The 14,020-nt window shown below is 61.1% G+C and carries 12 protein-coding genes; 1 reads left to right on the top strand and 11 read right to left on the bottom strand.

Annotated features, from left to right (window positions below; all coding sequences use genetic code 11):
- Positions 1 to 66: 66 nt before the first annotated feature.
- The 10 genes from ABW043_RS04190 to ABW043_RS04145 form a co-directional block, all read right to left on the bottom strand.
- Entirely contained in the window at positions 67 to 936 is an 870-nt protein-coding gene (locus ABW043_RS04190; RefSeq protein WP_353919978.1) for an ABC transporter ATP-binding protein, read from the bottom strand.
- On the bottom strand, positions 933 to 1,775 hold the full coding sequence (locus ABW043_RS04185) for an ATP-binding cassette domain-containing protein (protein ID WP_353919977.1): 843 nt from the start codon (positions 1,773 to 1,775) through the stop codon (positions 933 to 935). Before ABW043_RS04185 ends, ABW043_RS04190 begins: the two co-directional genes overlap by 4 nt.
- A 12-nt stretch (positions 1,776 to 1,787) precedes the next feature.
- Positions 1,788 to 2,708, bottom strand: a complete 921-nt coding sequence (locus ABW043_RS04180) for an ABC transporter permease (protein WP_353919976.1) — start codon at positions 2,706 to 2,708, stop codon at positions 1,788 to 1,790.
- The gene (locus ABW043_RS04175) at positions 2,708 to 3,631 is read right to left on the bottom strand and encodes an ABC transporter permease (protein ID WP_353919975.1); all 924 of its coding nucleotides are present in this window, start codon (positions 3,629 to 3,631) and stop codon (positions 2,708 to 2,710) included. Before ABW043_RS04175 ends, ABW043_RS04180 begins: the two co-directional genes overlap by 1 nt.
- A 163-nt stretch (positions 3,632 to 3,794) precedes the next feature.
- On the bottom strand, positions 3,795 to 5,411 hold the full coding sequence (locus tag ABW043_RS04170; protein ID WP_353919974.1) for a peptide ABC transporter substrate-binding protein: 1,617 nt from the start codon (positions 5,409 to 5,411) through the stop codon (positions 3,795 to 3,797).
- Positions 5,412 to 5,746: 335 nt separating this feature from the next.
- Complete coding sequence (locus tag ABW043_RS04165; RefSeq protein WP_353919973.1) at positions 5,747 to 5,908, bottom strand: hypothetical protein; 162 nt, start codon at positions 5,906 to 5,908, stop codon at positions 5,747 to 5,749.
- Complete coding sequence (locus tag ABW043_RS04160) at positions 5,905 to 7,191, bottom strand: acetyl-CoA C-acetyltransferase (RefSeq protein ID WP_353919972.1); 1,287 nt, start codon at positions 7,189 to 7,191, stop codon at positions 5,905 to 5,907. The genes ABW043_RS04165 and ABW043_RS04160 overlap by 4 nt, the downstream gene beginning before the upstream one ends.
- A 15-nt stretch (positions 7,192 to 7,206) precedes the next feature.
- Entirely contained in the window at positions 7,207 to 9,168 is a 1,962-nt protein-coding gene (locus ABW043_RS04155) for a 3-hydroxyacyl-CoA dehydrogenase NAD-binding domain-containing protein (RefSeq protein WP_353919971.1), read from the bottom strand.
- Positions 9,169 to 9,206: 38 nt separating this feature from the next.
- On the bottom strand, positions 9,207 to 11,672 hold the full coding sequence (locus ABW043_RS04150; protein ID WP_353919970.1) for an acyl-CoA dehydrogenase: 2,466 nt from the start codon (positions 11,670 to 11,672) through the stop codon (positions 9,207 to 9,209).
- Positions 11,673 to 11,906: 234 nt separating this feature from the next.
- Complete coding sequence (locus ABW043_RS04145; protein ID WP_353919969.1) at positions 11,907 to 12,848, bottom strand: GlxA family transcriptional regulator; 942 nt, start codon at positions 12,846 to 12,848, stop codon at positions 11,907 to 11,909.
- 132 nt (positions 12,849 to 12,980) lie between these two features.
- Here ABW043_RS04145 and ABW043_RS04140 point away from each other — a divergent pair, with 132 nt between their 5' ends.
- Positions 12,981 to 13,784, top strand: coding sequence for an alpha/beta hydrolase (locus tag ABW043_RS04140; RefSeq protein WP_353919968.1), 804 nt, complete (start codon positions 12,981 to 12,983; stop codon positions 13,782 to 13,784).
- Positions 13,785 to 13,842: 58 nt separating this feature from the next.
- Here the strand turns inward: ABW043_RS04140 and ABW043_RS04135 are convergent.
- On the bottom strand, positions 13,843 to 14,020 hold a 178-nt coding region (locus ABW043_RS04135; protein WP_353919979.1), incomplete at its 5' end, for a DUF1905 domain-containing protein.

The raw sequence follows: 14,020 nt of genomic DNA, 5'->3' as shown, positions 1-14,020 counted from the left end.
TCCGACCTTGACGGATTATCGAACCTGAAATGAAAAAGGCCGGGTTTCCCCGGCCTTTCTGGTCTCTTAGGCCGCCGTTTTGACGGTTGCCTTGCGCAGGCGTCGCCGCTCCTCGCGGCGCTCCATTTCCACCTTGGGATCAGGCACCGGCACCGAAGCGATCAGGCGCTTGGTATAGTCATGGTGCGGATCCATGGTCACCTGCTCGGCCTCGCCGATTTCGACCACTTCGCCAAAGTAGAGCACCATGATGCGCTGGGCGATGTGCCGGACGACGGCGATGTCGTGCGAGATGAACAGCAGCGAAATGCCCAGTTCCTTCTGCAGGTCCATCAGGAGGTTGACCACCTGCGCGCGGATCGACACGTCGAGCGCCGACACGGCCTCGTCGCAGATGATCAGCTTGGGATTGGTAATCAGCGCTCGCGCAATGCCGATACGCTGGCACTGCCCGCCCGAAAATTCGTGCGGATACTTGTTGATCATGTTGGGCAGCAGCCCAACCTTCTGCATCATCTCGGCAACCCGAACCGCGCGCTCGGCCTTGCCGATGTCTGGCATATGGATCTTGAGCGGTTCGGCGATGATGTCGCCGGCCGTCATGCGCGGATTGAGCGAAGCCAGAGGATCCTGGAAGATCATCTGGATGTCCTTGCGCAGGCCCAGAAGCTCGTTCGGGTTCATCTTCTGGATATCGCGGCCAAGCCACACGGCCTCGCCCGAGGTCGCCGGCAGCAGCCGGATGATCGCCCGCGACAGCGTCGATTTTCCGCAGCCGCTCTCGCCCACGATCCCGAGCGTTTCGCCCTGATAAAGATCAAAGGAAACGTTCTTGACCGCGCGCAGGATCTTGGTGGCGCCAAAAAGACCGCCGGAGCCGATGGTAAATTCCACCGACAGGTCACGGACTTTCAGAATGGGTTCCCGGTCCGTCATGCTTCACCCTTTGCGGCCATAAAGTCGTAGGAAACGGTCGAAAGGCGCTCCACCTTTCTGTCGAGCCGCGGCACCGCCGCAAGGAGGCCCTGCGTATAGGGGTGCTCGGGCTTGTCGAAGATATCGGCCGTCTTGCGATATTCCATCACCCGTCCATCGAACATCACGAGCGTATCCTCGCAGGTCCCCGCCACGATCCCGAGATCGTGGGTGATGAGGATGATGGCGGTGTTGAAATCCTCCTGCAGGTCGACGAGCAGATCGATGATCTCGGCCTGCACCGTCACGTCGAGCGCCGTCGTCGGTTCGTCGGCAATCAACAGTTCCGGGCTGCAGAGCAACGACATGGCGATCATGACACGCTGCCGCATGCCGCCCGAGAACTCGTGCGGATACATATGCACGCGGTTCTTCGCGTCGGGAATGCGCACCGCCTCGAGCATGCGCACGCTCTCGGCCAGGGCCGCGCTATGGCTCATGCCACGGTGCAACTCCAGCACCTCCGTCATCTGGCGCGAAATGCGGAGATATGGATTGAGCGAGGTCATCGGGTCTTGGAAGATGATCCCGATGCGCTCGGCGCGATAGGACCTCAACTCCTTGGTCGGCAGGTTGAGGATTTGCTTGCCGTCGAACATGACCGAACCAGAGGCCCGGCCATTCTTGGGCAGGAGGCCCATAAGCGCGAAGGCGCCCTGGGTCTTGCCCGAACCACTCTCGCCGACGATGGCGAGCGTCTTGCCCTTTTCGAGCGTATAGCTGAGATCCTTCACGGCGTGGACGGTGCCATCATGCGTGAGGAAGTCGATCTTGAGATTTTTGACTTCTAGCAATGCCATTGATGTGCCTCCTTACCGCTCCTTGGGGTCAAGCGCGTCGCGCAGACCATCGCCGATATAGGTGAGGCAGAGCAGCAGCGTGACCAGCACGACGGCAGGCCCGAGCAGCATCCAGGGCAGAACTTCGGCCACCGGGGCACCGGCAGAAATCAGCGTACCCAGAGACGTCTGCGGCTCCTGCACACCAAGGCCGAGATAGGAGAGGAAGCTTTCCGCGATGATGATCTCGGGGATCGTCAGGGTGGCGTAGATCACAACGGGTCCGGAGAGGTTGGGCACGATGTGACGCATGATGATGGCAAAGGGCTTGGCCCCGCTGGCACGCGCCGCCTCGATGAACTCTTTCTCCTTGATGGAGAGCGTCTGTCCACGCACGATGCGCGCCATGGTCAGCCATTCGATGGCACCGATGCCGACGAACAGCAGCACCGGATTACGCCCGAACATCACCACGAGAATGATAACGAAGAGGATGTAGGGGAGCGCATACATCACGTCGACGAAGCGCATCATCAGCGAGTCGACGCGACCGCCGAAATAGCCCGACACCGCGCCGTAGACGACACCGATAGTGACGGAAACGACAGTCGCCACGGCCGCCACGATCAGGCTCATCTGCGTGCCCTGCAGCACGCGAGCCAGCATGTCGCGACCGTTCTGGTCGGTGCCGAAATAGTGGCCCTTGTCGAAATCCGGCGGCTTGCGGATCGAGGTCCAGTCGACCTCCGAATAACCCCACGGCACGAAATAGGGGCCGATGAAGGCGACGAGAACGATCAGGATAACGATGCCGATCGAAACGACCGCAGCCTTGTTCTTCGACAGGCGCCGCAAGGCGTCCTGGGTCAGCGAACGGCCCTTGGGCGCATCGAGCACTGCCAGCTTGTTGGCGTAGTCCGTCAGGACCTGGTCTTTACCGGTAAGGCCGGGCATCAGCGATACCTCACCTTGGGGTCGAGCCAGGCATAGACCAGGTCGACGAGGAGATTGAGGGCGAGGATGATGAACATGTAAAGGATCGTCGTGCCGAGCACGATGCCATAGTCGCGGTTGAGCGCCGCGGTCACAAAGTACTTGCCGATGCCTGGGAGGCCAAAGATTTGCTCCACGGCCAATGAGCCGGTGAGGAGATAGGAAAGGCCAGGTCCGAGATAGGAAACGACGGGGAGAAGCGCCGGCTTGATGGCGTGCCGGGCAAGGACGAGACGTTCACCCAGGCCCTTGGCGCGCGCCGTGCGTACATAGTTCGATCCCAAGACTTCGATCATCGAGCCACGCATGAGCCGACTGATACGCGCGGCATGGGGCCAGGCAAGAACCGTGACGGGCAACACGAGATGGGCGACCGAGCCCGAGACCCATCCCCCCGCCGGCAGCCAGCCCAGATGCACGCCGAAAACCAGCTGCAACAGCGCCGCGTTGAGGAAATTGGGAATGACCACGCCGATCATCACGACCAGCACCATGACATAGTCAGGCCACTTGTTCTGATACACCGCAGAGAGCATGCCCGCGACGATACCGATGGCCGTAGCGATCACGAAAGCATAGAGCGCCAGGGTGAGCGTGAAGGGGAAACCGATGCGGATCAGGTCCGCCACGCGGAAACCGTCGATGACCATCGAGGGGCCGAGATCACCCTGGAGCAGCCGTCCCACATAGATGAAGTACTGCATGATCAGCGGTTGATCGAGGCTGTAATGCGCACGCAGATTGGCCAGCACAGTGGGCGGCAGCGCGCGTTCGCCATCGAAGGGGCCACCGGGCGCCAGGCGAAGAATGAAAAAACAGGCTGTGACGGCGATCAGTGCAATCGGAATAGCCGAAAGCACGCGCCGGAAGGCATAGGCCAACATGTGTTAGGACTCCAAGGGCATCAGACCGAAAGTGCGAAGCGGTTTTCGGACGTATCCGATGCTCTAATAAACCTCCGAAGCGCCGGAAACGGAAAGGCCGGAGGGCGCTATACGGCAAAAGAACCGTGGGGGCTCAGGGCCCCCACGATCTCATTCTATCCGCTTATTCCGACTTCGAGAGCCAGCGGGTGCGGAAGATGTTCTTGGCGTTCTCTTCGAAGCCCGAGATCTTGGGCGATACGACGTCCTTGGACACGTACCAGTAGATCGGGATCGCAGCGAATTCGTCCATGGCGATCTTTTCGGCCTTGGCGAGGAGTTCGCCGCGGGCAGCCAGATCGAGCTCGGTCGAAGCCTGAACCATCAGCTCGTTGAACTCGTCGTTCGAGTAACGGCCGTAGTTGTTGCCCCAGTTCATCGTGCCGCCCTGATCGACGCCCTTCTTGAGCAGGTCGAGCGTGTTGGACGGATCGTTGTAGTCGAGCAGCCAGCCGGCACGGCCAACCTGGAAGTCACCGGCGCGCAGGGCGTCGTAGTGAACAGCGGTTTCAGCGTTGAACAGCTCAACCTTCACACCAAGCGGCTCCCACATGGCGGCGATCGCCACAGCGATACGCTGGTGGTTGTCATTGGTGTTGTAGCGAAGCTGCAGGGTCAGCGGCTTGTCAGGACCATAACCGGCTTCGGTCATCAGTTCCTTGGCATGGGCAACGCGGTCTTCGTAGGGAATGGAAGCCCATTCCGGCGCATAGGCGGTGTCGACATAGTTGTTGGTGCCCGGCGGGACCCAGCCATAGGCCGGCAGTTCGCCCGTGCCCAGGATATCGGGCCCGATCACTTCGCGCACGACCGTGGTCGACAGCGCTTCGCGGATGCGGACGTCGGAGAGCACCTGGCCCTCTTCCTGGTTCATCACGTAGTAGTAGACACCGAGGAACGGCACCACATGCGCTTCGCCCGGCAGGTTGTCCTGCAGCCACTGATACTGGTCAGCGGGGAAGTCGGTCAGAATGTCGAATTCGCCGGCGCGGTAGCGGTTGAGCGCCGCGGCCTGATCTTCGAGAACGTGGTAGAACACTTCATCGATCTGGACATTGGCGGCATCGTAATAGTCAGCGTTCTTTTCCGAACGGACATAGGAGCCCGGCAGCCATTCCTTGATCAGGTACGGGCCGTTGCCGACGATGTTCTCAACCTTGGTCCAGTCGTCGCCAAGCTTCTCGACGAGATGCTTCGGCACCGGATAGGCGGTGTAGTGGGTCAGCGCGTCGAGGAAGAACGGGGTCGATGCCTCGAGGGTGATTTCGAGCGTCTTGTCGTCGATAGCCTTGACGCCGAGCTCGTTGAAATCGGTGATTTCGCCCGAGTTGATCTTTTCCGAGTTCTTGATCGGGAACTGGAGGTAAGCGTAGTCCGCAGCGGTCTTGGGATCGAACAGACGCTGGAAGGCGAAGACGAAGTCGCCTGCGGTCACCGGAGTGCCATCGGACCACTGGATGCCGTCGCGCAGCTTGAAGGTGTAGACGGTGCCGTCTTCCGAGATTTCCCAGCTTTCAGCCTGGCCTGGAATGGCCTCGGCCTTGGCATTCTCGGTCAGCAGACCTTCAATATAGTCGCCGATAACGCGGTTTTCCCAGTCGCCGGAGGCCTTGTGCGGATCCAGCGTACCCGGATCGCCACCATTGTGGAGCTGCAGCGTCACGGCGGAAGCCGCCGTCGACATCATCAGCGCCATCGCGCCGGCAGTCGCAATCGCCTTAATGGCAGTGGTGAACTTCATTCTCGTCCCATCTCCTTGTGGAATTCTTGGTGGAATTCTTGAATTCATTCGGCCGCGTGTTTGCCCACACGGCTCAACCCCCTCGCACAAAGGGTAGCTCCCTCGTCCAAGATGGCTGGACGGTATCTCGCGAAAGCGTCCACTGACAAGCAAAACATTGACCTAAGCGTAAAGGTGCGACCTTTTGTTAACATCTCGACAACCGTAGCAAGACATTCTCAGGCGAAGGGTCTTTTGGCAAAGACGTTCCGCAAACCTGTGCAAAACACCAAAGACCACGCTCGCCTTGAGCGAGCGCGGCCAGTTGGGATGTTCGATTTCGGCTCGGGCGTCCGTCAGCCAATAAAGCCGGACTGGCTCACAAAATAGATTGCCAATGCCAATGCGAAGAGCACGGCAAAGGGCAGCCAGTTGGGCATTGGGCCCCTTGGCGGCTTGGGCTGGGGCGGTTCGGGCTTCTTTGGCGGAACCCGGAATTTTACGACATTGTCACTCATGCCGCACTTTCTACCAGCGCCGCGACGCCCATGCCACCCGCTGTGCACACGGAAATCAGCGCTCTTTTGTTTGCCTGTTCGGACAGCAGTTTTGCAGTAACGCCGAGAATGCGTGCGCCGGTCGCGGCGAAGGGATGGCCATAGGCAAGGCTCGAGCCCTTCACATTGATCTTGGCCGGATCGATCTCGCCGAGCACAGCATCACGGCCCAGCACATCCTTGCAATAGGTCGGGTCTTTCCAGGCTTTTAGCGTGCACAGAACCTGCGCCGCAAAAGCCTCGTGCAGCTCAAAGTAATCGATATCGGCAAAGCCGAGCCCGGCGCGCTGGAGCATTTCGGCAACGGCAATGGTCGGCGCCATGAGGAGGCCCTCGCCATGCGCAAAGTCATTGCCCGCAACACGACCGACAGTGAGATAGGCGAGGATCGGCAGACCCCGCGCCTTGGCCCATTCCTCGCTCGCGAGCAGCACGCTCGAAGCACCATCGGTCAGCGGCGTCGAATTGCCCGCCGTCAAAGTGCCATGACCCGAAGACTTGTCGAAAGCCGGCTTCAGCGTCGACATCTTGTCGAGATTGCTGTCGGCGCGAACATTGTTGTCCCGCACCAGCCCGGCACACTGAACGAGCAGGTCATCGTGGAAACCCTCGTCATAGGCCTTCGCCGCATTTTTGTGGCTCGCCACTGCCAGCTCGTCCTGCGCCCGGCGCGAGATGCCCCATTCGCGGGCCATCAATTCGCAATGCTGACCCATGGACATGCCGGTACGCGGTTCGTTGACCGAAGGCGCCACCGGCGCCAGTTCACCAAAGGAAAAACCCTTGGTGAATGCCTGCAATTTGCCACCCGTCGTCTTGGCGGCATTGGCATCGAGCAGGCGATGCTGGAATTTCGAGCCAAAGACAATGGGACTATCCGAAACCGTATCGGACCCCGCGGCAATGCCGCTATCTATTTGCCCTGAAGCAATCTTGCCGGCCAGTACCAACGCCGCCTGAAGGCTGGTGCCGCAGGCGATCTGCAGCGTCGTGCCCGGCGTGCGCGGCGACAAACCCGCGTCGAGCAACGCTTCGCGGGCAATATTGAAATCACGCGAATGGTTGATCACCGCGCCGGCAATCACCTCATCCACCTTTTCGCCCCTGAGACCATACTTGTCCGCAAGCCCACCAAGGGTCGTGGCGAGCATGGAGAGATTGGTTTCATCCGCATAGGCTGTGCCACCGCGAGCGAAGGGGATACGGGCAGAGCCGACAATGGCAACGCGCTTGAGTTCAGTCATGTTTTTGTTCTCCCCTCAAGCCCGGCCATCGGCGCGTGCGCGCAATGGCCCGCCGAGGAATGGCGCAAAGCCCGTACCCATGATGACGCCGACATCGGCCAGATCGGCATTGGCGACAACGCCCTCGCTCAGCACCACCTCGGTCATGTCGACAAGCGGCTTCACCAGCTCACGGCCGAGCGCCACGAGATCTCCATGGGGCGGCGTCGAACCTTTGACGGTCTTGCCATTCTCCCATTTGTAAAAGCCTTCATTGGTCTTGCGGCCCAGCTTGCCCTCCGCAATCAAACGGGCAAACTTGCTATCCGACGGCACGGCATGACCCAATTCGGTCGCCACCGACTTGCCGACATCGAGCCCGACCGTATCCATCAGTTCGATCGGCCCCATCGGCATTCCAAAGGCCACCGCCGCCGCATCGAGCAATTCCTTGCTCTCGCCGCGCTCGACCCGTTCGACGGCACCGAGCATGTAGGGCATGAGCACGCGATTGACCAAAAAGCCCGGCGCCGACTTGACCACCACCGGCGACTTCCCGATGGCCAGCGCAAAGCTCGCGCCTTTGCCGATGGCCTCATCGGAATTGAATTTTGACTTGATCACCTCAACCAGCGGCAGTTGCGCCACCGGGTTGAAGAAATGCAGCCCGATCAACCGCCCCGGCTCCTTCAGCGCCTCGGCAATGCGCTCCAGCTCGATGGAAGACGTATTGGTCGCAAGGATCGCGCCCGGCTTGAGCTTGGCTTCGACCCCCGAAAAGATCGACTGCTTCACTCCGAGCTTTTCGACCACAGCCTCGATGATCACATCGGCGCGCGGCACGCCATTGCCCTGCGGGTCCGGCGTCAGCCGCAGCATGGCAGCGTCGACTTCGCGCTTCTTCTTGTAGCGCTTCTGGAACAGCTTCTTGGCCCGATCGAGCGCGGGCTGAATGCGCGCCATATCTAGGTCCTGCAGCGTGACGCTCATGCCGCGATAGGCGCACCAGGCCGCAATATCGCCGCCCATCACGCCCGCGCCGATCACATGCACGCGCGAGAATTTGGCGCCCTTGAGCCCCTGCTTCTTGAGCCCTTCGGACATGAAGAACACACGCCGCAAATTGGTGGCCGTCGGCGAGCCCATCAGCGGCACAAAGGCATCGACCTCCCCGCGCACCATAGCCTGCCAGTCATTGCCGTGCTTTTCGAACAGCTCGATCAGCGCATAGGGCGCCGGGTAGTTGACGCGATTGGCCTTCTTGCCGACCTCTTCACGCATCTTGTTGGCGACATAGTCGCGCAACAGCGGCCCGGCCATGGCGCGCTTGGCAAAACCTGCCGGCTTTGACTTGCGGTTCTGCAGCACCGCCTTGCGGCCTTCCCAGCGCAGCATGTCGCGATGCCTTACGAGCTTGTCGACGAGATTGAGCCCCCGCGCCGCGCCAGCCTTGAGCATCTTGCCCGTCAGCATGATCTGCATGGCATCGACCGGACCCGCCTGACGGATCGAACGACCGGTGCCGCCAAAGCCCGGGAAAATCCCGAGATTGACCTCTGGAAATCCGATGCGGGTTTTGTCGTCATTGACCGCGATGCGATAGTGGCAGGCCAAGGCCAATTCGAGCCCGCCGCCGAGACAGAACCCGTGAATACCGGCAACGAACGGAATTTTGAGATTCTCGATCCGGGCGAACAGCGCATGCGTGCGCCGCAGCGCCTCGGGCAGCACCGAAAAGTCGCTCATCGCATCGAACTCGGAAACGTCGGCCCCCGCGATAAAGCCACTCTCCTTGCCCGAGAGCAGCACCACGCCAACCAGTTCCTTGCTATTGGCAAGGTCCTCGAACCGCGCCACCAGCGTTTCGAGTTCCATGATGGCTTCGCGGCTCAGCACATTCACCGGCCCGCCGGGCGAGTTGATCGTGAGCCAGCCGATATTCTCGATATCGGTATGGAAGCTCCAGTGCTTGGTCTCGGTTGCCTGTGGGGCGATCATGCTTGCTCCTCGGTATTCCCTGTCGATCCGCCGGCTTCTTATTCGGCTGCCGCGCGCGGCTCGGTATGTTTCAGGATGTCCTTGTCGAAATCATCGACATGCACCGCTCGTTCCGTCGCTTCATCCGCCGCCCGCATGATCCCGGCCTCGTTGTCATTGATGACCCCGGCCTTGACCGCATCGACAATCGCATCGCGATCGAGCCGCCGCTCGAACACGCCACGACGCGACGCCTTGATGAACCGGGCCTCGATTTCCTCGGCCTCCGTCACCTTGATGAACGCATCTTCGAGAACGCCCGTGACGTCATTTGGGTCCGTCGTGACATAGACGCCCGTCGTCAACCGGTCGCGGAAAGCACCCGGCCGCAGCACGGCGCGCACGAAGCGATAATTGACCCGGTCACTGGCGCGCTTGGCATGCCGCCCCAACGGGAAGCATAGAATGCGCATGGCCCAGGCAAAGAAGGGATTGGGGAAATTGTCGAACACTTCGCCAAAGCTCTTTTCGATCGACGCGATCCGGTCGGCCATGATGGCTTCGACCAGCTCCTTGTCCTCGGCAATCCGGCCCTCTTCGTCGAACCGCTTCAGCGTCGCCGACATCAGGTAGAGATCGCCCAGAAGATCGGCCATGCGGCCCGACAGCTTCTGCTTACGCTTCAGCGCTCCGCCCAGAACCACCGTCGTCCAATCGGCCACCAGCGCATAGTCCTGCGAATAGCGATGGAGCTTCCGATACCACCCCGCCATCGGCCCATCATTGGGCGAAGAGGCAAAGGCGCCATTGGTGAGGCCATGGAGGAAGCTCGCCACGATATTGCGCAGCATGAAGCCGGTATGCCCGCCAAATGCCTTGTCGAACGCGTCGATTCCCGCCTTGCGATCTTTGTTCTGCGCCGCCTGCACTTCCTTGAGGAGATAGGGATGCGCGCGCAACACGCCCTGCGCAAAGGTCATCAGCGTGCGCGTCAAAATATTCGCGCCTTCTACGGTGATCGCCACCGGCAGCGCCTGATAGGCGCCGAAGAGATAATTGCCCGGCCCATCCTGAATGGCGCGGCCACCCTGGATATCGAAGGCATCGTCCATGCTGTCGCGCATGGCTTCGGTGGTGGTGTATTTCAGCAGCCCCGCGATAACAGCCGGACGCTGGCCCTCATCGACCATCGACGCCGTCAGCCGCCGCGCCGCCTCGAAACTATAGGCGCGCTTGATCATCTCGCCGAGCGGCTCGGCGACGCCCTCCATGGTCCCAACCGGAATGCCGAACTGCCGACGCACGCGGGCATAGGCCGACGTGGCGCGCAGCGTCGCCTTGATCGAGATCGAGCCAATGGCCGGCAGCGAAATGGCGCGACCGGTGGCGAGGCACTCCATCAGCATGCGCCAGCCCTGCCCGGCATAGTCGGTGCCGCCGATCAGGTAGTCGATGGGCACGAACATATTGGTGCCGCGCACCGGGCCATTCATGAAGGCCTGACGTGCCGGAAAATGCCGTCGGCCAATATCAAGGCCGGGATGCTCGCTGGGAATAAGCGCCAGCGTAATGCCGACATCCTCGCCGCGCCCGAGCAGATTGTCCGGGTCCTTGAGGATGAACGCCAGACCCACCAGCGTCGCAATCGGCGCCAGCGTAATATAGCGCTTGTCGAAGGTGAGGTTGACACCAAGCGTCTCCTGCCCGTTCCACATACCCTTGGTGACAATGCCGATATCGCGCATGCCGCCAGCATCCGAACCCGAATGCACGCCGGTCAGCGCGAAGCAGGGAATATCCTGACCGGTCGCGAGGCGATGGAGATACTTCTCCTTCTGCGCCGGCGTGCCATATTTTTCGAGCAGCTCGCCCGGTCCGAGCGAATTGGGCACCATGACGGTAATGCCAGCAGCCACCGAACGGCTGGCGATCTTTGACACGATCATCGACTGCGCCTGCGCGGTAAAACCGAGACCGCCATGCTCCTTGCCGATGAGCATGCCCAAGAATCCCTTGTCGCGCAGAAACTGCCAGAGTTCTGGCGACAGGTCCGCGCGGTTGTGGCGGATATCCCAGTCGTCGATCATCCTGCAGGCAGTTTCAGTCTCGTTGTCGAGAAAGGCCTGCTCTTCCGCCGACAGCGTCAGTGGGCGAATTTTGGTCAGCTTGTCCCAGTCCGGACGCCCCGAAAACAGCTCCGCATCCCAGCCCACAGTACCGGCATCGAGCGCTTCCTGTTCCGTGCGGCTCACCTTGGGCAGGATGGATTTGACGGCTCCGAAGATCGGCGTGATCAGCACGGCCTTGCGCAGCGGCTCGAGGCTGAGCGCCAGCAGGATCGCACCAAAGACGATGAGAACCCAACTGCCAAAGCCCAGGCCGTAGGTCGCTCCGCTCGTTGCAAACTGCACGCCCGACAGGAGACCAATGGCGACCGCCGCCGCGCCCCACTGCCAGAGCGGGCTTTCGCGCATGGCCAGCGTGGCGAACACCGCAACGGCAATCAAGATAAGCAATAGGGTCACTGCACTGTCCTCCTCGGACGGCGCGACACCAAGATTGGAGGCGTCGCCCGCCATGCCAAACCGCCGGACCGATCTGAGCGGAACCAGCCCTTATGCCTCACGCCACCCTAGACCATGACGCAGCATTTGTTGACCGCACTCTAACAAGCTTTACGTAAACGTCAACTAAACGCCGCAAACGTCGACTTGGTTCAGCGCAGTCCCTCTCCCAAGCCCAGCATGCGCCTGGAGTCTTTAGGCTAGGTTTCCCAGCACGGCATTGGCATTGAAGCGCTCGCGATAGGCGCCAACGCCCAGCCCGGTAATGCGCTGAAACACGCGCCGAAATGCGGCGGGGTCCTTGTAACCAACGTCCCAGGCGATCTGTTCCACCGTGTCCCGGCTGAATTCGAGCTTCTCGCGCGCCAATGCCACCCGCAGGTCCTGCACATATTCGGTCGGGCGAACGCCCGTCGCCTTCTGAAAACGGCGCAAAAACGTCCGCGTCTCCAACCCTGCCTCGGCCGACATGGCCTCGACGGACACTTCCTTGCCCGCCCGCGCCTGCAGCCAGTGTTGAACCTTCAGGATCGCCTTGTCGCCATGGGTCAGGTTGGGCGCAAAACGCGAATAGTGCCGCTGCTCGCGCCCCGCCGGATCAACCAGCAGGAATTTTGCCGTATCCGCCATCACCGTCGGCCCAAGAATGCGATGCACCAGCCGCAGTCCGAGATCGGTCCAGGCCATCATCCCTGCCGCCGTGATGATATCGCCGTCCTCGATGAGAATATCGCCCGGCGCCAGCTTGCTCTCGGGAAACGCCGCCTTGAACGCCTCGGTATAGTACCAATGCGTCGTCGCTCGCCGCCCATCGAGCAATCCGCTATGCCCAAGAATAAAGGCCCCGACGCAGACCGAGGCAATCGTTGCCCCTTGCCCATGGCAATCGCGCAGCCACGCGGAAATGTCCCGCGCTTCGCCCTTCTCCATCGGCGGCGTCAACCGCCCCGGCACAATCACATAGGCCGGACGTTCCTCCGCCCCCATATCCAGGGACCATTGATAAGAGCGGATGCGCACCGCGCCCCCGTGATCGGACGCATATTGATTGGCGACGGAGAAGAGATCCCCAAGCCCATGCACGGACGCCATCTGGCAATTGGGGTAGAGCATCAGGGCCACATCGACGGTCTTCATGAGAACCTCGCAGCGTTTGTCACTTTTGGACCTGCTAATGTCATATCCGCCAATCCCGACAGCGGCAAATCGAGCCTAGTCTCTCCTCATGAACGGCGAACAAGGGGTTCGCCAAACACTGAGGAGACTAAAATGACCAACACGATCGTTCTCATCCATGGCGCCTGGCTCAATGCTCTTTCCTGGGAAAAGGTGAAGGCCCGTTACGAAGCCCAGGGCTACAATGTCATCGCCGCCGACTGGCCCTTTGACAATCGCAGCCCGGCCCAGCTCCGCGCTGCCCCGGCCGCCGAACTCGCCACCCTCGGCCAGAACCAGATCCTCGACCACTACGAAGCCATCATCCGCGCTCTTCCTGAAAAGCCGATCCTGATCGGTCACTCGCTCGGCGGTGTCTTCGTCCAGCATCTGCTGTCCCGCGGTCTCGGTGTTGCCGGCGTCGCCATCAACCCCGCACCAACGCCTGGCGTGCCGCTTGGCCCCAATGCCATCGTCTCTGCCCTGCCGGTCTTTTCCGATCTCTTCTCGTGGAAGAAGGCCAAGGTGATGAGCCGCGACTTCTTCGCCAGTCGCTTCGCCCAGACCCAGGATATCGCCGATGTCGACGCCAACTATGATCGCTACATCGTCCCGACCCCCGGCCGGGTCTACTGGAACGGCGTCGTCAACCCGATCAAGATCGACTGGGCCAAGCAGAACCGCGCCCCGCTCCTCCTGATCGGCGGCGGCAAGGACCTTATCGCCGATGCTTCGATGACCCGCGCCATCTACAAGAAGCAGCGCAAGGCCAAAACGCGCACCGACCTCCACATCTTCGAGGATCGTTCGCACTGGACGCTGATGGACAAGGGTTGGGAACAGGTTGCCGACATGGCCCTCAACTGGGCCGTAGCCCAGGCTGGCGGAGGCAAGCCGCAGCTCCGCGCCGTTGCCTGAGGTTTTCCCTTGTGCAGCCTCCACACCAAGGGCCCCGCTCCGGCGGGGCCTTCTGCCGTCAGGCCGGTCCCACGACCATGCTGATCTCAAACAGGCCACTTTCTGGAATGTCGATCTTCCTGCGCACCGCGTCCTTGAGCGGCAATAGATAGCCACCCTCCTTGGGAAAGAGCGAAGTGCGGAACACGACCCCACCGATCACAGCCTCGACCGGAATGACACCCCAGCCGTAGGAC

Origin of the sequence: Devosia sp. (genome assembly GCF_040509215.1) — a bacterium.
In the GTDB taxonomy this organism is placed as follows: Bacteria; Pseudomonadota; Alphaproteobacteria; order Rhizobiales; family Devosiaceae; genus Devosia.
Note: the sequence above shows the minus strand (reverse complement) of the source record. Positions and strands in the feature narration are given on the sequence as shown.

Bases quoted from the DNA above. Each gene is read 5' to 3' on its own strand.
- ABW043_RS04170 (WP_353919974.1), bottom strand. From the start codon at position 5,411: ATGAAGTTCACCACTGCCATTAAGGCGATTGCGACTGCCGGCGCGATG.
- ABW043_RS04160 (WP_353919972.1), bottom strand. From the start codon at position 7,191: ATGACTGAACTCAAGCGCGTTGCCATTGTCGGCTCTGCCCGTATCCCC.
- ABW043_RS04185 (WP_353919977.1), bottom strand. From the start codon at position 1,775: ATGGCATTGCTAGAAGTCAAAAATCTCAAGATCGACTTCCTCACGCAT.
- ABW043_RS04140 (WP_353919968.1), top strand. From the start codon at position 12,981: ATGACCAACACGATCGTTCTCATCCATGGCGCCTGGCTCAATGCTCTT.
- ABW043_RS04165 (WP_353919973.1), bottom strand. From the start codon at position 5,908: ATGAGTGACAATGTCGTAAAATTCCGGGTTCCGCCAAAGAAGCCCGAA.
- ABW043_RS04145 (WP_353919969.1), bottom strand. From the start codon at position 12,848: ATGAAGACCGTCGATGTGGCCCTGATGCTCTACCCCAATTGCCAGATG.
- ABW043_RS04155 (WP_353919971.1), bottom strand. From the start codon at position 9,168: ATGATCGCCCCACAGGCAACCGAGACCAAGCACTGGAGCTTCCATACC.
- ABW043_RS04180 (WP_353919976.1), bottom strand. From the start codon at position 2,708: ATGCCCGGCCTTACCGGTAAAGACCAGGTCCTGACGGACTACGCCAAC.
- ABW043_RS04175 (WP_353919975.1), bottom strand. From the start codon at position 3,631: ATGTTGGCCTATGCCTTCCGGCGCGTGCTTTCGGCTATTCCGATTGCA.
- ABW043_RS04190 (WP_353919978.1), bottom strand. From the start codon at position 936: ATGACGGACCGGGAACCCATTCTGAAAGTCCGTGACCTGTCGGTGGAA.